The following is a 20,337-nucleotide window of genomic DNA, read 5'->3' as shown; positions in this document are numbered from 1 at the left end:
ACCTTCACCCACCAGTACCCCCTACCCAGCGGCCCCGCCTACCTCACCGACCACCTAGGCCTCCAAGCCCGCTTCACGGTCTAGAGCTACCGTCTGGGCGTGGACATTGACTGGGGTGCCGAGGTTGCCGACCAACTGGAGACGCACTGGCAGGAGCTGCTCCGCCCGCGGCTGGACGGGCTCACCGACGACGAGTACTTCTGGCAGCCAGTGCCTGGCTGCTGGACGCTCAGCCGCCGTGGTCAGAGCGCTGCGCCGCTCTCTCTCGGTGCCGGCGACTTCACGATGGACTACCAGCAGCCGCCGCCAGATCCGGCGCCCGTGACCACGATCGCGTGGCGGCTGGCACACCTGTCCGTCGGGCTCGCTTCGACCAGTGCTAAGCGATTCGGGCAGCCTGCGGCCAGTGAAGCGACGTACTCGTTTGCGGGCACGGCTCGGGAGGCCCTGCGGCAACTGGACGACGAGTACGCGGTGTTTGTTGCCGGCGTGCGCGGTCTGGGCACGGGTGGGCTGAGCCAGCCGCAGGGGGAGCCTCCTGCCTTCGCGGAGGCGTCACTGGCGAAGCTGATGCTGTACGTGAACGCGGAGGTCATCCACCACGGCGCTGAGATCTGTCTGCTTCGGGACCTTTATCTGCAGAGAACCTGAAGGCCGGGGCGGCAGCCTAGGGTGATAGATCGGTAGATGATCGATCGCGGAGCGTGGAGGAATTGTGCTCAGGACTGTTGTCACACTGGTGAGTTGCGCGGCTGTGGCGGTTGCGGCGGCGGGGGTGCCTGGACAGGGCGTGGTGCGGGCGGTGGAGACGCGGAGCGTTCAGGTGTGGCTCAAGCCAGATCTGGCTGGTGCTGAGCGGTTTGCCATGGCTGTGTCTACGCCGGGTAGTGCGCAGTTCCATCAGTACTTGAGTCCGAACGAGTACACGGCTCGGTTCGGGCCGACTCCTGCCGCGGCTAAGGCGGTGGCTGATCGGTTAACGGCTGCTGGGCTGAGCGACGTACAGGTCAGTGGTGGGCGGGACTATGTGTCGGCAACTGGACCTGTGTCGAACGTGCCATCGGAGCTCGGTGCTGAGGTGCTAGCGGTGACCGGGCTAAGCACCGGCAGGCGCGCGCTGGCTGCGGCGGCTTCAGGAAAAAAGACACCGCAGTGTTCGCAGTACTGGGCAGAGCACATGCAGAGCTTCAAGCCGGCGTACAAGGGACTGACCACGGCGGCGCTGCCGATCTGCGGCTACAGCGCCAAGCAACTACGTGCTGCGTACGGCGCCTCGCGCGCCTTCAGCGGTCGGGGTCAGACCGTCGCGCTGACCGAGCTTCAGTTCGGGACCTCGATGCAGAAAACCATGCAGGAGTGGGCGAAACGGAACAACCTGCCGCCGCTCAAGCGCGGCCAGTACCGGGAGCAGACGGTCGGTCGCCCGTGTCCCACCGCGAGCACCCGCAGCGCCACCCGGTACGACGACGAGACCGAGATGGACTCACAGGCGGTCTACGCGATGGCACCGGACGCGAAGCAACTGGTGGTCGTCGGCAACGGCTGCAACGAGGACGAGGGGCTACTGAACGCGGTTCACGGCGTGCTGCTGGGAGACGGCCACCGGCCGAGCGCCACGATCGTCTCCAACTCGTGGGGAATCCCCGGCGACGGCGAAACAGGAAAGACCCTGCATGCACTGACACTCCGGGCTGCCGCCGAAGGTGTCGGCCTGTACTTCGCCTCTGGCGACGCCCCCACCCTGGATGCGGTTGGAGAGCAGCCGTTCGCGACTGCCGTCGGTGGCACGACACTCGGCCTGGGCGCGCACAACGAGCGAGTGTTCGAAACCGGCTGGTCGAACAACACCGTCTCGCTCGATGACGGCAAGTGGAACGACCTGGGCGGCGGCTCCGCAGCAGGCGGCGGCACCAGCCTCACCTTCGCGCAACCCGCCTATCAGAAGGGCGTCGTACCGGCGTCGATGTCGCACGTGCGGGTCCACGGCAAGACACACGTCAACCGGGCCTCTCCTGACATCTCTGCGATCGCCGACCCCAACACCGGCATGCTGGTCGGCCATAGCGACGATGACGGCCACTACGTCACCCAGTCGACCGCAGGCACCAGTCTGGCGACCCCAGTGATCGCAGGCCTCATCGCGGGCGCCCAGCAGGGCCGGCGGACGTCGTACGGGTTTATCAACCCAGTCCTCTACCGCTTGCACGGCACTCCGGCGATCCGCGACGTCCTGCCGCTCGGGCCCAAGACACCCCAGCAGAACCGTGTCGCCTACACCCCGGCCACGGCCGACTACACCCCGAGTCTCGAGTACTTCGACTACCAGGGCCCGGGCACCTTGGTCACCGCCAAGGGCTACGACACCACGACCGGCATCGGCACCCCGAACGGCCTGCATTTCCTCCTCGGTCTGCACCTTGCTGCAAAGTGACCCAAAACAGGCCGGGCATGGCTGGCTTTTAAGGTAAGGGTTACCTAATATCTTCCGATGGGTCCCCACGGGGAAGGACCTGACACGGGGTATGCGCGGCGTCACTCTGAGCGGTGCCGAACCTCGTTTCCCCTGCAGCAGAAAAGGAAGAAAAACACCCATGAGCACGACACCCCTGGGACGGCGCGGCGCGGCCGTGACCGCCGCGGTCCTGAGCCTCACGCTCGCCCTCACCGCCTGCGGCGGCGCCGAGGACAAGCCCGGCGCCAAGCCCGGCGGCAACGCCGCCACGACGCACACCGTCAAGGCCGGCAACGGCGACATCGTGGTCCCGGCCGCCCCGCAGCGGGTCGTCACGATCGGCAACACGGACCTGCCGTTCATCGACATGGGTGGCGCGCCGGTGGGCGTCACCGGGGTGGCCCCCTCCGAACTCAGCTTGTTGCCGGCCGACCAGCAGGAAACGTACAAGAAGGCCACGGACGTCGGCGGCGAGGTGGACCTCGAGAAGGTCGCCGCCCTCAAGCCGGACCTCATCCTGGTCCAGATCCCCGATGCCGAGTTCAAGAAGATGGAGAAGCAACTCACGACGATCGCCCCGACCGTCTTCTGGGGCCTCGACACCGAGTGGAAGGCGATCGCCGAAGGGATCGCGGACGCCGGCAACGTGAAGGACTCGCTCACCCGGCAGAAGGCGGAGTACGAGAGCCAGGTCGCCAAGATGAAGCAGACCTACGCGGAGCTCATCAAGACCACCAAGTTCGTCAACCTCGATCGCTACTCCAACTCCGATCCCGGGACGTACGTCGTCGGGGACATCGGCTGCGTCGAGATCGCCCAGGACGACATCGGCTTCAACTACCCCCAGGCGCCTGCAGGCAAGGACCCGCTGGCCTACACGTCCCTGCCGTTCGAGCAGCTCACCAAGCTGTCGTCCCAGTACGACGTGATCACCTACCCCGCCGACGACAAGGGCCAGCCGACCACGGTCTTCGCGCCGGTGGTCGACACCAACACCTGGAAGGCACTGCCGCTAGTGACGTCGGGTCACGCGCTCGGTGTCTTCTGCCCCGGCAACAACTCGTACGGCGCCGTTCTGCGGTACCTGGGCTCACTCGGCAAGGCGCTGGCAACCCTCCCCGCCAAGAAGTGACAGCTCTTACCCTGCGTCGACCCAGCGATCCGGGCACCGTCACGGTGTCCGGATCGCGGCGTCGACTGATCGGCCTGGTCGTCGCGCTCGTCGTGCTCCTGGCGTTGCTGGTGGCAAGCATCATGATCGGGTCAACGGCCATTTCACCCACTGTGGTGTGGAATGCCTTGTTCCATCCGTCGAACGACATCGATCAGTTCGCGATCCGGGACTTCCGCCTGCCGCGCACCATCGTCGGGTTGGTTGTCGGTATGGCGCTTGGCGTCGGCGGTGCGTTGATCCAGGCCCTGACCCGGAACCCGCTGGCCGATCCGGGCATCCTCGGAGTGAACGCAGGCGCCTCCTTCGCGGTCACAGTCGCCGTTGGGCTGCTCGGAATCCGCGACATCCAGAGCTACATGTGGTTCGCCTTTGCCGGCGCGCTGATCGTCACCCTGATGGTGCTCGCCCTCGGTTCGACCCGGCGCGGCCAGTCGCCGGTGATGATGGTTCTCGCCGGGGTCTGCGTCGGCGCGGTGCTCGGTGGTGCCGGTTCGGCCCTCGAGCTGACCAACCCGGACGCCTTCGACGCGATGCGATCCTGGAACGCCGGTTCGATCGTGAGCCGCCCGCTCGACCTGGTGTGGCCGCTGCTGCCGTTCTTCGCGGTCGCGCTCATCCTTGCCTTCGCCGTATCCGGCCCACTCAACGCCATGGCCCTCGGTGACGAGCTGGCCGTCGCCCAAGGCGTCCAGCTGATCCGCACCCGGATCCTCGCGATCATCGCGCTGACCCTGCTCGCCGGCGGCGGTACGGCGATCGCCGGGCCGATCGGCTTCGTCGGGCTGATGGTCCCGCATGTCGCGCGCTGGATCGTCGGCCCGCACCAGCGCTGGATCTTCGCCTACAGCGTGGTGCTGGCTCCCAGCCTGCTGCTGGCCTCCGACATTCTCGGGCGGGTCGTGATGCGGCCCGGCGAGATTCCCGTCGGCATCGTCACTGCCTTCGTCGGTGCCCCCGTGCTCATCGCGCTGGTGCGGCAGAAGAAAGCGAGCGGGCTATGAGCGCACGCGTGGACTTCGGGCGGCGGGTGCTGGTGCTGCGGCGCCAGAGAGTCGCCGTACGGCTTGAGTGGCGCTCGGTCATCGTCTGCTCGGTTCTCGCCCTGGCAGTCGCCGGTACGGCGGTGCTCGCGCTGATGACCGGCTCGTTCCAGCTCAGTCCAGGAGAGGTCGTCTCCGCGCTGACTGGTCAGACAACCGGGCTCGTCCGCGACATCGTGGTCGAGTGGCGGCTCCCCCGCGTCGTGGCGGCGCTGGTGTTCGGTGCTGCGCTGGGGGTGAGCGGCGCTGTCTTCCAGTCGACACTGCGCAACCCGCTCGCCGACCCCGGCATCATCGGCTTCTCGCAGGGCTCGTACACCGGCGCACTGATCGTGATCCTGCTCATCAACGGCACCTACTGGCAGTTGGTCGGCGGAGCACTGATCGGCGGAGTCGCTACGGCCCTCGCCGTGTATCTGATCGCTTACCGGCGAGGTGTGCAAGGGTTCCGCTTGATCATCGTGGGCATCGGCATCTCGTCGATGCTCGGCTCGTTCAACACCTGGCTGATCCTCAAAGCCGATCTTGATCAGGCAATGGCCGCTGCGACCTGGGGTGCCGGGTCACTCAACGGCGTCTCCTGGCCGCAGGTCGCCGTCGGTGGCGCATGCATCGCCGTACTGCTGCTGCTGGCAGCGATGTCGAGCCGGCCGATGCGGCAGTTGGAGCTGGGCGACGATGCGGCCGCAGCCCAGGGAGTGCGGGTCTCAGCGGTTCGTCTCGGGCTGATCCTGCTGGGGGTGGCGTTGACGGCAACGGTCACCGCTGCGTCGGGCCCGATCGCGTTCATCTCGCTGGTCGCGCCGCAGATCGGACGTCGGCTCACCCGCACTGCCGGGATCACCCTGGCTCCCGCCGCCTTGGTGGGCGCGCTGCTCTGTCTGGCGGCGGACTACCTCGCCCAGCACGTCGCACCAACACCGTTGCCGGTCGGCATCGTCACCGTCATCCTCGGCGGCGGCTACCTCGGCTGGCTGCTGATCACCGAAGCCAGGAGACGCCTGTGACCACCCACACCGCCAACGGTCTGACGACATCCTCCGGTGGCTCACGACTGCACGTGGAGTCGGCGACGATCGGCTACGACAAACGCGTCATCTCCCGAGAGCTGTCGGTGGCGATCCCCAACGAGTCGTTCACAGTGATCGTGGGTCCGAACGCGTGCGGCAAGTCCACCCTGCTCCGCGGTCTGTCCCGGCTGCTGAAACCGTCGGCCGGGCAGGTCGTTCTGGACGGTGCCGACATCAACTCCTTCAAGACCAAGGAGGTGGCCCGGCGGGTCGGTCTGCTGCCGCAGTCCTCCATCGCCCCCGACGGCATCACCGTGGCCGACCTGGTGGCCCGGGGCCGGTACCCGCATCAAGGGTTCGCCCGGCAGTGGACCGAGGCCGACGAGAAGGCCGTCGTACGGGCGATGAAACAAACGGCAGTCACCGACCTGTCCGGCCGTCTGGTGGACGAGTTGTCGGGTGGTCAGCGCCAGCGGGTGTGGGTAGCCATGGCGCTCGCCCAGCACACCGACATCATGCTGCTCGACGAGCCGACCACCTTCCTCGACATCACCCATCAGATCGAGCTGATGGAACTGTTCACCGACCTGCATCACGTCGGCCACACCCTGGTCGCCGTACTGCACGACTTGAACCAGGCCGCCCGCTACGGCACTCACCTGATCGCCATGAAGGACGGCCACATCGTCGCCGAAGGCGCACCGGCGGAGATCGTGACCGCCGACCTCGTCCACGAGGTCTTCGGACTGCGCTGCCTCGTCGTCCCCGACCCAGTCGCCGGTACGCCGTCCGTCGTACCGCTGGGCCGCGAACGCCCGGCGCACTTCAAGAAGGGTGAGCGTGCTTCCGTTGACGGCTCATGATCGTTTGCAGCTGACCGCGAGCCAGCGAGGCAACTGGGTAGCGCGAAGCCTCGCTCCTGAGTCCTCGGTGTTCTGCGCGGGCCGGCTGATCTGGCTGGACGGCCCGATCGACCCGATCCTGCTCGCGTCCTCGGTCAGCGCGGTCTTCGCCGAGACCGATACGCTCCGGGCCCGTTTCGGCGACGACGACGGCGTCCCGTTCCAGTACGTCGACACCACCACGACGCTCCCGACCGAGATCATCGACACCGGCCAGGACGACGCCCAGGTCCGGGCCCTGGCCCGCGAACAACTCGCCGGGACGGCCGCCGCCGGAGAGCCCGCGACAACCTCGACACTGGTCCGCCGCGCCGACGGGACCTGGGCCTGGATCCTGGTCACCAGCATCCTGCTCGTCGACGGCTACAGCATCTTCCTCTTCATCCGCCGCGTCGCCGACGTCTACACCGCGACCCAAGCCGGCGAGCCGGTCCCGGACCGCTGGTTCGGCGACTTGAAGAACGTCCTGGAGACCGAGCGGCCTGACACTGCCGAGGCGGCGGCAGACGTCGCGTACTGGAACGGCGTCCTCGCGATCGAGAACGCCGGCCACGAGAACGTCGAAGACGTCGCCGGGCTCTTCGCCTCCTCCAGCCTGCCGGTTGCCGTCCCGATCCCTGACGACCTCTATCCGAGAGTCCAGCAATTCGCCCGCGCCGCGCGGGTTTCCTGGACCGATGCCCTGATCGCCTTGTGGGGCGTCTACACCGCTCTTGCCGACGGTCGTGACTACGTCGCGGTCCGGGTCCCGCTGATGCTGCGCGACGATCGCGAAGCGCTGAAAACACCCAGCGCAATCTCCAGAGCGATCCCGATCGCCACCAGCATCAGCCCACACCACACAATCCAGAACGTCCTCGAAACCGTCGCAGAGCAGTTGAAGACTGCCCGGCGGCACACCACTGCCGAAGACCACCAGATAGCCCGCACCTGGCCCGGCGGCCAGGCGTCCTATCTCGCGCTGCCGACGATCAACATCAAACTCTTCGAGTCGGCACCGCGCCTGGGCGACACCGGTGTGATCACCGAGCGAGTCAGCAGTGGCCCGGTCGGTTCACTCGACCTCGTCATCCACCGCACCCGCGACACCGGAATCCGGCTGGACCTGTCCAGCGGATCCACCGCCGGCGACCCAATCGCGCACGCCGACCGACTCGGCCGCTTCCTCACCACGGTCCTCGACGGCTCCCCCACCCAGACCCTGCACCAAGCAAGCACCAGGCTCACACCCGACACCGACGGCCCGGATCCGTCCTGGGCACAGGGCGAAGCGCTCGAGGTTTCCGGCGCGACTGTTGACGAGCTGGTACGCCGACAGGTGGCAGCAAGCCCGGACTCGGTCGCGATTGTTGCTCATGGCACCGAACTTACGTACCGCCAGTTCGACGAACGGGTCAACGCTTTCGCCCACCACCTGGTCGAGGACGGCGTACAGGTCGGAGACCGGGTCGCCGTCGCGATGACCCGCTCGGTCGACCTTGTCGTAGCACTGGCCGGCGTACTGCGCGCCGGAGCGGCCTATGTGCCGATCGATCCGGAATACCCCGCGGAACGCATCGAACACATCCTCCACGCCGCCGCACCCGCCGTGGTGATCACCGACGAGTACATCGCCGAAGCGCAGGAACGCCTGGCCAAGGGCGCGAAAACCGCTCCCGTTCTGGCCCGGCCGCTGAACGATCTCGACGCTGCGGTCGTCATCTTCACCTCGGGGACGACGGGCAATCCAAAGGGCGTCGCCGTCGCCCACCGCGCACTCGTGAACCGCCTCGCGTGGGGCCAACGCCTACTGGGCTACAGGCCGGACGACGTGGCGATGTCAAAGAGCGGTGTCGGTTTCGTCGACGCCGTGACCGAGTTGTTCGGGCCACTGATCGCCGGCACCCGAATCGTCGTCGTACCGACCGAAACCGCCCAAGACCCAGCCGCTCTGCTCGACACGATCGCCCGGCACCGAGTCACCCATCTGCTGACCGTGCCCAGCCTCGCCGACGTCCTCGTCCGGCACCACGACGCACCCACCGCGTTGGCCACCGTCCGGCACTGGATCTCCTCCGGCGAACCACTGGTCCAGGCCACCGCGAACAGTTCGCGAACCGCCGCACCACAAGCAGAACTGCACAACTTCTACGGCTCCACCGAAGTCACCGGCGACGCCACCACCGGACCCCTTGAGATCGGCGCCCCGGTCGCCAACACCACCGCACACGTCCTCGACACCTGGCTGCACCCGGTTCCTGCCGGAGCAACAGGCGAGCTCTACCTCGGCGGCGTCCAACTCGCCGACGGCTACATCGGCAACCCGGCCCTCACCGCTCAACGCTTCGTAGCCGGTGAAGACGGCACCAGGCTCTACCGCACCGGCGACCTCGTGCGCTGGAACGCCCAAGGACAGCTCGAATATCTCGGCCGCAGCGACGACCAAGTCAAGATCCGCGGAAACCGCATCGAACCCGCCGAGATCCGCTCCGTCCTCGAACAACACCCAGCCGTGTCGGGTGCGGCGATCATCGCACTGGACCACCCCGCCGGCGGGAAATACCTCGCCGCCTACACGACCGGGGACGAGGTGCCGACCGATGAATTGCGCGAGCACCTCGAACGATCGCTCCCGGACTACATGGTCCCCACCACCTACACCCACCTGGACCGATTCCCCGTTACCCCTAACGGGAAACTGGACCGCCGCGCCCTCCCACAACCAGACCTCACCGCGGGCAGCACCGACAGCCGGGCTCCGCAAACCCACACCGAGATCACCCTCGCCGACATCTTCCGCGACGTACTCCACCTCGATACCGAGCTCGGCATCGACACCGACTTCTTCCGCCTCGGCGGACACTCCCTCCTCGCCGCCCGCGTCGTCGCCCGCACTAACGCACTCCTCGGCACCGCACTGACCTTGCGCGACGTCTTCGACCATCCACGCATCAGCGAACTCGCCCGCATCGCCGACGCCAACACCGGGACACCCTCGACACGAATCGGGGAACTACCCCGCCCAGCCGTCCTCCCTGTCTCCTACGGGCAACAAGCACTCTGGCTGATCGATCAGCTCGGTACGCCGGGTGGGCGGTACGTGGTGCCGGTGGTCCTGCGTTTGCGGGGCGATCTGGATCCTGACGTCCTGGCCACGGCGGTCCGGGACGTGGTGTCTCGGCACGAGGCACTGCGCACACTCTTGGTGGAGAACAACGGCACGCTGAGCCAGGTCGTCGTACCGGCGAAAGAGGCGGCCGACCGGCTCTCAATGCTCGTCGAGTACGACGTCACGAGCGTGGATACGCGGGTGGACGCGGTGGTGCGGGCCGGGTTCGATCTGGCGATCGATCTCCCGATCCGGGTCGCGCTGCTCCACGCGGGCGACAACGACTGGGTATTCGTTGTCGCCGTCCATCACCACGCGGTGGACGAATGGTCGTTCCCGTCGCTGCTGGGCGATCTGTCGACTGCCTATCAGGCGCGGGCCGCGGGGCAGGAGCCGGGATGGACTCCGCTACCGGCGCAGTACGCGGACTACGCGATCTGGCAGCGCGACGTCCTGGGCACAGCCTCGGATACGCGTTCACCACTTTTCGAACATCTCGCCTATTGGCGTGACGTCCTCGCGGATGCGCCCGAGGAGTCCACGATCACGCTGGACCGGCCTCGACCGGCCGCGCCGACCCACCGCGGTGCGGATCTGCGCTTCAGCATCCACCCACAGGTGGTGACCGGCCTGCGTCAGGTTGCGGATGCGCACGGCGTGAGCATGTTCATGACTCTGCAGGCCGCGACCGCGTTGACCGTCTCGGCGTTGGGCGCCGGGACGGACGTGCTGATCGGCTCACCGGTCGGCGGCCGCACCGAGGACGGTCTGGAAGAGCTGGTCGGATACTTCGTGAACACGTTGCCGATCCGCCATCGATTCCACGCCGGGGACTCGATCGCCGAGGTTCTGCAGTACACCAGACGATCGGTACTCGGCGGGTTCGAGCATCAGGCCGCGCCCTTCGAGGAAATCATTCGTGCGCTGGGCACCGAGCGCTCCGTTGGCCGGAACCCCCTGTTCCAAACCATGCTCACCCACCGCGTCGTCGGCAGCCGCCGTGCGAACAGCCTGCGCCTCGATGGTGTCGAGACGACATCAACTCCCGTCTCGGTGGGCGCGGTCAAGACCGATCTCGACCTCGACATCTTCGATTCGCACACCGAGCTGAGCGGGAGACTCGCTTACGCGACCGACCTGTTCGACGACACCACCGCGGAGCGGTTCGTCACCGTCCTCAAGTCGGCACTGGCGGCTATCGCTGCCGATCCGAACGCGCGGATCGGCGACCTGGGCCTGTTGCCCGCACCGGAGATGCGGCAACTGGACGCCTGGTCGCGTGGTGAGCCGGTTGAGGTTCCCGAAGCGACTCTTGACGAGCTGGTACGCCGACAAGCCGCGGCGAGCCCGGATGCCGTCGCGGTCATCGCTGACGACGGCACCGAACTCACATACAGCCAGTTCGATGCCCGGGTCAACGCTCTCGCCCACCGCCTTGTTGAGAAGGGCGTGCAGGTTGGGGATCGGGTCGCGGTCGCCCTGCCGCGCTCCACCGATCTGGTGGTCGCATTGACCGGGGTACTCCGCGCCGGGGCGGCGTACGTACCGATCGACCCTGACTATCCGGCCGAACGCGTCAAGCACATCCTCGCGGACGCCACACCCCGGGTGGTGATCGACGACGAATTCGTGCAGCAACACTTCGATGCCGGCGTGGTCGACCCACCGCAGCTCTCGCGTCCGCTCCTTCCGACGGATGCGGCGTACGTGATCTTCACTTCCGGCACCACCGGACGCCCCAAAGGCGTGCAGATCAACCACCAGGCAATCGTCAACCGCCTGTGCTGGATGCGCGACGACTACCAGGTCGGTACGGCGGATCGCGTGCTGCTGAAGACCCCGTTCACGTTCGACGTGTCGGTGTGGGAGTTCTTCCTGCCGCTGATCACCGGCGCCGTAGTTGTCGTAGCTAAAGACGGCGGGCACAAGGATCCGCAGTACCTGCTCGAAGCCATCGACCGGCACGCCGTGACCGTCACCCACTTCGTGCCGTCAATGCTGCAGGCCTTCCTCGCCTCGAGCCCGGACAAGTCCTCAGTGGCTTCGGTACGGCGCGTGTTCTGCTCCGGCGAGGCATTGCCGGTGTCACCCGCGGCCGATGCCGTTGCGCTGTTCGAGAACGCGGAGGTGCACAACCTCTACGGGCCGACTGAGGCAGCCGTCGATGTGACCGCTCACCCGGTGGTTGGGGTCGATGCGGTCAGCGTGCCGATCGGCGGCCCGGTGGCGAACACGATGACGCGGGTTCTTGATGCCTGGTTACGTCCGGTGCCGGTCGGTGTGGCGGGCGAGCTCTACCTGGGTGGAGTCCAGCTCGCGGACGGGTACGTCGCTCGCGCGGGGCTGACCGCCAGCCGATTCGTCGCTGCCGACGACGGCGCGCGGTTGTATCGCACCGGCGACGTGGTGCAGTGGAACACCCAGGGACAGCTGGAGTACCTCGGCCGCGGCGACGACCAGGTGAAGATCCGCGGAAACCGGATCGAGCTCGGCGAGATCAGCGCGGTCCTCGAGCAGCATCCCGCGGTCTCGGGGACGGCCGTCGTCGCGCTGGACAATCCGGCCGGCGGCAAGTACCTCGCGGCCTACGTCATCACGGATGCCGAGGACGCCGCGCTGCGCGAGCATCTCGCCCAGTCGCTGCCGGACTACATGGTGCCCGCAACGTTCGTGCGCCTGGACCGATTCCCCGTTACTGCCAACGGAAAACTGGACCGCCGCGCACTGCCGCAACCGGACCTGGGGGCAGGTGCGGCCGATGGCCGGGCACCCGAGACCGAGACCGAGATCGCCCTCGCCGGCATCTTCCGCGACGTACTGCACCTCGACATCGACCTCGGCGTCGACAGCGATTTCTTCCGCGTGGGTGGCGACAGCATCTCCGCGGCACGACTCGTTGCGTCCGCGCGTGAGCACGGTCTGACGTTCAGCTTGCCGGATGTCTTCGTGCAGCGCACGATCGGCGCCCTCTCTGCGCTGGTTGAGCCGCCGGTGCCTGCGGCCGGGCCGGTTCTGATCCCAACTCCTGCTGCCCTGGAGCGCTTACGCGAGGCGGACGCCGCACTTGACGAGTATGTCTTCACCGAGCTCATCAACGTGCGGACGACCGAATTAATTGTCTCGGAGTTCCGCTCACTCGTCGCCACCACGGATGCGCTTCGTCTCTCGGTTGATGCGACCAGCCGACGGCTCTGGTTCACCTATCTGCTGCCGCCGGAGGCAGCCGAGCCCCAGACCGTGGAGTTGGATGCCGAGAGCAACCTTAGGTCGGCCGCCGTTGAGCTCGTCGACATCTCGGCCGGCCGCCCGGCTGCGCTCGCCTACACACAGACGGCCGCAGTGCTCGCCGTCCACGCGGGAACGGTCGACCGGGCATCGCTGCACCGGCTGGCGGAGGCACTTCGGCAGTCCGCGTCCGGCGGAGTAGCGCTCGTCCCGGCACTCGAAGCCGTTGAAGCAGCCGGTGACGCGATGACTACAGACAGCCTTGATCGCTGGAAGAGTCTGCTCGCCCGGGCTCAGCCGATCGAAGAGGACACCTTTGCCTCCGGCAACGTCTCCGGCTTCCGCTGGGACAGCCCCCTCGCCGAGGACGTCGCGAGCAAAGCCATCCGCGACGCACTCCGCTCAACAGGCATCGTCGTCATCGACGAAGAGGTCCCGCTGACTCCCGATGGCAACCCGATCGGTCCGTTCACGGCGGCTGCCACCATCGCTCTCGACGAGCCCGAGCCAACCAGGACCGCCGAGCTGGCGTTGCTCCGGTACCACAACAAGACCGGACGGAGGGCGTTGCGACGTACCCCCTCCCCCGCAGTACTCCTGACGCGGGTCTACGACGGTGGGTCACCAGGCACGGAGGGCACCGAGCAGCTGTATCGCGCGGTGATCCGCTATCACCTTGCTCCGGACTCGACGACCATCACTTTCCTCGGTTTCGCGGACTCCGTTGTCACCGAACTCCGCGAAGCTCTGAGCCGAGCTTCCTTCAGGTTAGGGTTTTGACATGCCACGCCGCGCCCGTCCGACCGTCGTACACGCCATTGTCCTGCGGGAGCTGGAGGTGGCGCGCATCGTCGACGTCACTCCCGGCCTGCGCCGAATCACCCTGACCGGTGATCAGCTGGGCCCGTTCACCGGACCTGACGGTACGGCGTTCCCCGCGTTCGCCAGCCATGGTTTCGACGACAACATCCGCTTGGTCTTCCCGTACCCCGGCGACACCGAGCCGGTGCTCCCGACGTACAAGGACGGCAAGTACCGCTGGCCGTCCGACCCGCCGTCGCTCTGGCGGATCTTCACGGTCCGCCGCTACGACGCGCAGACGCGCGAGCTCGACATCGACTTCGTGAAACACGGCGTGGGCGTCGCGACGACGTGGGCGTACCGGGCGAACCCGGGCGATCGCCTCCACGTCGGTGGACCATCGGTCTCGAACGCCTTGGCGGCAGGGTACGACCGGTACCTCGTGATCGGTGACGACACGGCCATCCCGGCCATCGACCGGTTGCTCACGGAGCTGCCCGACGAACTGCAGGCCGAGGTCTACATCGAGGTGGCCGAGGAATCGCACCGGATCGACTTCCCCGCGCGCGACGGCGTCGAGGTGACCTGGGTGGTGCGGAACGGAGCGCCGGCGGGCGCCGAGCCCTTGCTGCTGCAGGCGGTCCGCGCGGCCGGCCGGCACGACGGCTCGATGTTCGTCTGGCTCGCCGGGGAGCAGTCCGTCGTCCGTGATCTGCGGCGCTACCTCATCGAGGAGCGCGGTGTCGACAAGGCCGACATCGACTTCACCGGTTACTGGCGGCGCGCCGAGGTGGTGGCGCTGGAAGAGGACCCCGCCGTGCCGGACCCGGAGCGCAACGAGAAGGCCTTCGCGAAGTTCCACGAGATGTCCGAGTTGCTGCCACCACTGGCGATTCGGGCGGCCGCGAACCTCGGGATCGGCGACTGCATCAGCCGCGGCGTCCGCACCGTCCCCGCGCTCGCGCAGCACACCGGCGCGAAAGAACGCTCACTGGCGAAGTTCCTGCGATACCTGCAAGCGATCGAACTCGTGGACCGCGACGGCGACGAGTACAAGCTCACCGAGACCGGTGAATTCCTGACCAGCGAGGCCGTCCTCGACCACCTGGTCGCCGACGGGGTCGACTTCCGGATGTCGCAGGCCTTCCACGGCATCGAGGAGGCGGTCCGCCACGATCGTCCGGTGCTGGAGTCGGTGACCGGCCAGGACTGGGACGCCCTCCGTGGCGAGCCGCCGTTCGAGCACAAGCGGCTGGAGAGCAAGTCCGGGTTCGTGCATCTCCTCGCCGAGCCGCTCGCGAAATCCCCCGTCCTCGCGGGCGTCGGCAAGGTCGTTGTCCACGCCGCCGGCGCCGCGGTCCACGCCGACTACCTCACTGCGACGCATCCGGAAGCAAGCGTCACGATCGTGGCGCTCCCCACCGCGGCGGATTGGTTCCGCAGGGATGTTCCGGCCAGCATCGCGGACGAGTCACAACGGGACCGGATCCGCATCGTCGAGCACTCGGTGTTCGAGCAGACCGAACCCGCGGACGCCGTACTGCTGGTCGAAACGCTCGGGCAGTACCCGGACGCGGAGGCGAGGCTGATTCTTCAGCGGGCCGCTGCGAGCCTCGGCCCCGACGGCCGGCTGTTGTTGGTGGAGGCAACGTTCGATCCCACTGAGCTGGACGAGCACGACGCAGAGCTCGACATCCTGCGGTTGACGCTCCACGGATCCGGCTATCGCACCACGGACGAGCTCGAGGCTGTCATTGCCAGTGCCGGCCTGACAGTGGTCGAGAAGTCGCTCGTCGGATGGGGCAACACGTTGCGAGTGCTGGCCCCCTGACAGGTAGTGCGGTCCTCGTGACCGCACTACACACATCCCGCAGGATCAGACTGCGCTCTTGGTCATGAGGGTACTTCTTCACCGGCTTGCAGCTTCTCGATGACCTCGATCCAGTGCCCGAGGCGCGAGTCCTCGGCCAGGGTGATGAAGTCGATCCGGTCCACGCCCGCGGTGCGCCAGCGCTCCACCAGATCCATCAGCCGGACCGAGTCCATCCCCTGGTCGCGGAGGCTCAGTTCGTAGTCGATCTCCGTCGGCGCGATGTACAGGACGTCGGCGACGTCGGCGATCAACTGCTCGGTGGTAAGACTCATCAGAACTCCTTGTTTCCTTGCTTGTCGATGACTGTCAAACGCCTGCGATCAGGACTTCCTCGCCGCTGTACGGCCGCAGGCCGTCGGTGCGGTCCGCGAAGTAGCGATCGGCCAGGCCTGCTGCCGAGACGTACTCGGCATCGGCGAATCCTGCCTGCCGCACCAGTTCGGTGATCTGGTCAGGCGTGTAGAAGCCGATGAACGGCGTACCGGCCCGTCGAGCACCCTCTCTGGAGGCTCGACGGATCTGCACGTCCTCGGGCAGGAGATCCTCGAGATGCCGGAAGAACGTGAGGATCAGCGAAGAGCCCACCGGCAGACTCGCTACCTGCTTGAGGGTCGCCGCCGTGGCCTCTTCGGTCAGGTACATCGTGACGCCCAGCCAGGACACCACCGCGGGACGCGAGGCGTCGAAACCCGCCGCCTGCAGTCGCTCCCACCAGTCGTCGTTCGCTTCGAAGTCGACCGGGACCAGGCGCAACCACTCCGGGATGCCGTAGCCGAGTTCGATCAGCCGGCTCCGCTTCCAGCCCTGCGTCTCCGGCTGGTCGATCTCGAAGACCGTCATGGCCGAGCCCGCGTCGGGGTGCCGCTGCGCGTAGGTGTCCAGACCGGCGCCGAGGATCACGTACTGGTCGACGCCGCGGCTCGCGGCCTGCGCCAGCAGGTCCTCGGTCAGCCGCGCCCGCCCGACAACCGTGGCCCGCTGTCCTCGTGAGACGGCAGGGGCCACATCCGGGCGCTCCCGCCAGCCGTCGCCGTCCTGCGCCAGCCGGGCGCCCAGCGCGTCCTCGAGAACGTACGGTGGCTCGTCCACCTGCGTGTGCAGGGCGCGCCACAACGCGGTCCGTACTGCCGTGTTGTCCGGCGTACCGACAACGCTGGATACCTTCCCCGCCCCTCCGCCCCGGTCTGGGCTTCCCGTCATGAGCCAGTCCTTCCTACCTTGTTGTTCATGCTCCGTCCGGCCTCCCAAGCGCTCCACAGCACGCCGTACACGCCACCGGCTGCGACCAGCTCGTCGTGGGTGCCGCTCTCGATGATCCGGCCCAGTTCCATGACGACGATCCGGTCACAGGTCGCGGCTTGGGAGAGGCGATGCGCGATCACCAACCCGGTGCGCCCGTGCAACACCGCGTCAGCGGCCCGGTCCAGCAACCCAGCGTGGGTGGAGCCGGCCTCGGCGGTTGCCTCGTCGAGGATCGCCAGTTCCGGGTCAGCGAGCAGGAGCCGGGTGAGGGCGAGCTGTTGGGCCTGCGCATCGGTCAGCGGATGTCCGCCGGTGCCGACCATCGTGTTCAGACCGTCCGGCAGCAGGTCGAGCAGACCGGCCGCTCCCGTCGCATCCAGCGCGGTGTGGATGTCGTCGTCGGTGGCCGTCGGGGCGCCGAGCGTGAGGTTGTCCCGCAGGGTGCCCACGAACACGTGGGTCTCTTGGGTGATCAACGTCGTCCGGCCGGGCTGGGCCACTGTCCCGTTCTCGGGGAGATGGATGCCGGCGATGACGGCAGCCAGCGTCGTCTTGCCGGCCCCGGACGCACCGACCACAGCAGTGCGCTGACCGGTCGGGATGTCGAGGGTGAGGTTGTCGAACAGGCGGGGGCCGTCGCCGTACCGGAAGGCGATGTTGTTGAGCCGCACCGCGACGCCCGCGGTCGCGGTTGCCGACGGCTCGCCTACTTCCTTCGGAATCGTGGCGACACCAATCATCCGGCTGAGCGATGCCAGGGCCGACTGGAGGTCGTTGACGACGAACACCAGTTCGTTGACCGGACCGAGCAGGCGCAGGACGAGCAGCATCGCGGCGGTGGCGGCGCCGACCGTGGACATATCCGCATCGATCAGCACGAAGCCGACGACGAGGACGGTGGCCAGGCTGAGACATTCGCCGAAGTTCAGGCGGATGCTCAGCATGACCCCCACGGCGCGGGCGCGCAGCGTCCACACCGCGACCCCCCAGGACGCGGCCAGCACACTGCGGTGCCGCTGCTCGGTGAGCCCGAGCCCAAGCACGGTGGCGTAGCCACGCTGGGATTCGAGGATCTGCTGGGCCCGGGCGCTCATCGCCGCACGTTCGGCCGCGTAGACCCGCGGGCCGATGCGGAGGTACCAGCGCATGACGAGTACATACACAGGCAGTACGACGGCGAACGCGACGGCGTACGGCCATTCCAGCGCCGCGAGCCCACCCAGCGACACGACAATGGTGAATGCCGTGACAGTGAGCGCAGGGATCACTGCGGGGGCGGCATCGGCGACGGCGGTGACGTCATCGCTGGTCCGGGAGATCAGATCACCCGTCCCGGCGCGTTCGACCAGGTGCTGCGGGAGCGTCATCGCACGGCTCACGAGTTGTTCGCGCAACCCGGCAAGAATGGTGTGGTAGACGCGGGTAGCCAGCACGATCGTCACCGCGGTGCCGGCCGCGCCGAGAACTGCCGAGAGGACCATCGCGACCGTGACCATCGCGACGGTGCCGAGGTCGGCGGTACCTGCCCGTACCCGGTCGACGAGGAACCCGATGATCAGCGGCGGGATCACGTTCACGGCGGTACTGACGATCCCCAGCACTCCGACAGCGGCGAGCCGGAGCCGATGCCCGCGGCTGAGCCGCCATACCTCTCTGGCCGTCTCCCTGCCGCTCGCGACCGGCAGCGCGGCTGATGCTTGGCTCACGACGATCTCCCAACGCGCACCGGTGCGTCCTCGAGCAGATCGACGACGCGGTCACAGCTGTTCAGCAACGCCGGGGACGAGGTGATCAGCAGGGTCGAGCGACCCGCGCGGACGGCGCGCAGCCGCTCCGCGATCGTGTGCTCGGTGACCGAGTCGACCGCCGTGGTCGGGTCGTGCAGTACGAGGATCGGTGCGTCGCTCGCCAAGGCGCGGGCGAGCGCAAGTCGTTGGAGCTGACCGCCGGAGAACCGGTTGCCGTCCGCGCCGACCGGAAGGTCGAGGTCGGCGGCGAAGTCGTCGCAGGCCGCGGCTCGCACCGCCGCTGTCACCAGCTCGGGTGCGGCCGCCGTGGCAGTGAGGTTGTCGCGGATCGTCCCGCTGAACAGCGTCACCCGGTGCGGCGTGAAGGTGACCCGGGCGCGGTACTCCTGCGCACTCAACTCACCCGCCGCGATGCCATCCAGCCGCACCGCGACCTCGCTGCCGGCTTCGCGCGGATCCAGTAGCGCCTCCGCGACGCGAGCCGCAGTCACGTCATCGGTGCGGACTCCCACAAGTTCACCGGGCTCGATCCGGATCGTCGTTGTGGGTGTGGAGATCTCCAGCACTGGCAGTTGCGTAACCGGCGGCGGTACGGCGTCGTCGGACTCGGATGCCACGGCAGCTTCGGCCTGCAACGCGTCGAGGATGCGTGCGGACGACGCACGCGACCCGGCGAGGTTGGGGATGGAGTCGTTCGCGATCGACTGGATCTGCGGCAGCAACGCCTGCGCGAGCCCGACGGCAGCGATCAGCTCGCCGATGCTCAGCTGACCGTCCACGGCGAACCAGCCCGCCAGGCCCATCACCGCTGCGACGAACACGCCGGTGACCACACCGGAGCCCATCAGGAACCGCCCCAGCAGACCCGCGTTGCGCTTGGCGCCGACGAGCGTCTCCTGACTGGCCTGCTGATACCTGCGGGTCGCCTCGGTCTCAGCGCGAATCCCCTTGACCACCCGATATCCGGCCACGACATCCGTAGCCAGTCCAACTGTCGTGGCCAGCAGTCCCTGGTACTCGCGGGTGTCGCGGGACAGCCGCTCGCTGAGCACACCCATCAGCCATACCGCCACCGGCGCCCCCACCAGCACCGCCAGCCCGAGGATCCAGTGCGTCGTCAGCAGTGAGACGGCGATGAAGCCGATGGTCACCACCCTCGCGATCGGCATGATCACGAGCTGAACCCCGTTGGCCATCCGACCGACGTCGTTGGTCATCAGCGAGACAACGCTGCCGTCCGGCGCGTGGGCGCCGCCGGCAACCGGATGCAGTACGCCGGTCGAGAGCGTGCTCCGGAGGCGGTGCTGCAGCAGCTGAATGGCATACGCGGTCAGTTGGATGGCGAACTTCGCCGCCGCCGTGAGCACGACGTACAGGCCCATCAGTACGCCGATCCACAGCACCAGCTGCCCCGCGTCCCCGGTTGCCAGCGCCCGGTCGATCGCGAGTCCCATCACCACCGGGACCGCCGCCTCGCCCACCTGCCACAGGGTCGCGGCCAACGCGGCGGGCACGGTCACCCGCCGTACAGAGAGGATCACGCGCAGCAGAAATCGGCCGGAGGTGGTTTCCGGATCGGCCGCGAACGACTGGACCTCGGGTGGATCGGCGGGCGCCTGCAGGGTCAGAGGTATCCAACGGGTCAACGGTCCCCGGCCCAACTGGGACAGGTCTTCCCGGTCGGGAGGTGGGATGGATGGCGGCACGGCGCAAGGTTAGCCTAACCTTCCTTGATGTGGCAGTGATCGTCACCTCGTCCCGAGAGAAGTGGGTGTGCTTCCG

Annotated in this window: 12 protein-coding genes; 8 read left to right on the top strand and 4 right to left on the bottom strand. The window is 67.6% G+C overall.

Annotated elements, in window-relative coordinates; genetic code table 11:
- The first annotated feature begins 99 nt into the window (after positions 1–99).
- The 8 genes from E1263_RS17710 to E1263_RS17675 all read left to right on the top strand — a co-directional run bounded on the left by E1263_RS17710 (position 100) and on the right by E1263_RS17675 (position 15,523).
- Entirely contained in the window at positions 100–651 is a 552-nt protein-coding gene (locus tag E1263_RS17710) for a DinB family protein (protein ID WP_238161305.1), read from the top strand.
- A 151-nt stretch (positions 652–802) separates the two neighbouring features.
- Positions 803–2,431, top strand: coding sequence for a S53 family peptidase (locus E1263_RS17705; protein ID WP_202868934.1), 1,629 nt, complete (start codon positions 803–805; stop codon positions 2,429–2,431).
- Positions 2,432–2,591: 160 nt separating this feature from the next.
- Complete coding sequence (locus E1263_RS17700; RefSeq protein ID WP_132168667.1) at positions 2,592–3,584, top strand: ABC transporter substrate-binding protein; 993 nt, start codon at positions 2,592–2,594, stop codon at positions 3,582–3,584.
- Positions 3,581–4,627 carry a FecCD family ABC transporter permease gene (locus E1263_RS17695; protein ID WP_132168665.1) on the top strand — a complete coding sequence of 349 codons (1,047 nt, stop codon included), beginning with the start codon at positions 3,581–3,583 and terminating at the stop codon, positions 4,625–4,627. The genes E1263_RS17700 and E1263_RS17695 overlap by 4 nt, the downstream gene beginning before the upstream one ends.
- Positions 4,624–5,673 (top strand): FecCD family ABC transporter permease, encoded by a 1,050-nt coding sequence (locus tag E1263_RS17690; protein WP_132168663.1) that lies wholly within the window; start codon positions 4,624–4,626, stop codon positions 5,671–5,673. Before E1263_RS17695 ends, E1263_RS17690 begins: the two co-directional genes overlap by 4 nt.
- Positions 5,670–6,539: an ABC transporter ATP-binding protein gene (locus E1263_RS17685; RefSeq protein ID WP_132168661.1), complete on the top strand. Its 870-nt coding sequence runs from the start codon at positions 5,670–5,672 to the stop codon at positions 6,537–6,539. Before E1263_RS17690 ends, E1263_RS17685 begins: the two co-directional genes overlap by 4 nt.
- On the top strand, positions 6,517–13,671 hold the full coding sequence (locus E1263_RS17680; RefSeq protein WP_165956657.1) for a non-ribosomal peptide synthetase: 7,155 nt from the start codon (positions 6,517–6,519) through the stop codon (positions 13,669–13,671). Before E1263_RS17685 ends, E1263_RS17680 begins: the two co-directional genes overlap by 23 nt.
- Before the next feature lies 1 nt (position 13,672).
- The gene (locus E1263_RS17675) at positions 13,673–15,523 is read left to right on the top strand and encodes a siderophore-interacting protein (protein WP_132168657.1); all 1,851 of its coding nucleotides are present in this window, start codon (positions 13,673–13,675) and stop codon (positions 15,521–15,523) included.
- Positions 15,524–15,585: 62 nt separating this feature from the next.
- Here the strand turns inward: E1263_RS17675 and E1263_RS17670 are convergent, their stop codons facing one another.
- The 4 genes from E1263_RS17670 to E1263_RS17655 are packed head-to-tail and all read right to left on the bottom strand — an operon-like array spanning position 15,586 to position 20,261.
- Positions 15,586–15,837, bottom strand: a complete 252-nt coding sequence (locus E1263_RS17670) for a phosphopantetheine-binding protein (protein WP_132168655.1) — start codon at positions 15,835–15,837, stop codon at positions 15,586–15,588.
- Positions 15,838–15,871: 34 nt separating this feature from the next.
- Entirely contained in the window at positions 15,872–16,765 is an 894-nt protein-coding gene (locus tag E1263_RS17665; RefSeq protein WP_132168653.1) for a class I SAM-dependent methyltransferase, read from the bottom strand.
- Complete coding sequence (locus E1263_RS17660) at positions 16,762–18,513, bottom strand: ABC transporter ATP-binding protein (RefSeq protein WP_132168651.1); 1,752 nt, start codon at positions 18,511–18,513, stop codon at positions 16,762–16,764. The genes E1263_RS17665 and E1263_RS17660 overlap by 4 nt, the downstream gene beginning before the upstream one ends.
- Complete coding sequence (locus E1263_RS17655) at positions 18,510–20,261, bottom strand: ABC transporter transmembrane domain-containing protein (protein WP_202868933.1); 1,752 nt, start codon at positions 20,259–20,261, stop codon at positions 18,510–18,512. The genes E1263_RS17660 and E1263_RS17655 overlap by 4 nt, the downstream gene beginning before the upstream one ends.
- Positions 20,262–20,337: the final 76 nt, after the last annotated feature.

The sequence above is a fragment of the Kribbella antibiotica genome (assembly GCF_004349055.1).
Lineage (GTDB): Bacteria > Actinomycetota > Actinomycetes > Propionibacteriales > Kribbellaceae > Kribbella > Kribbella antibiotica.
This window is presented reverse-complemented; position numbering and strand designations above follow the sequence as displayed.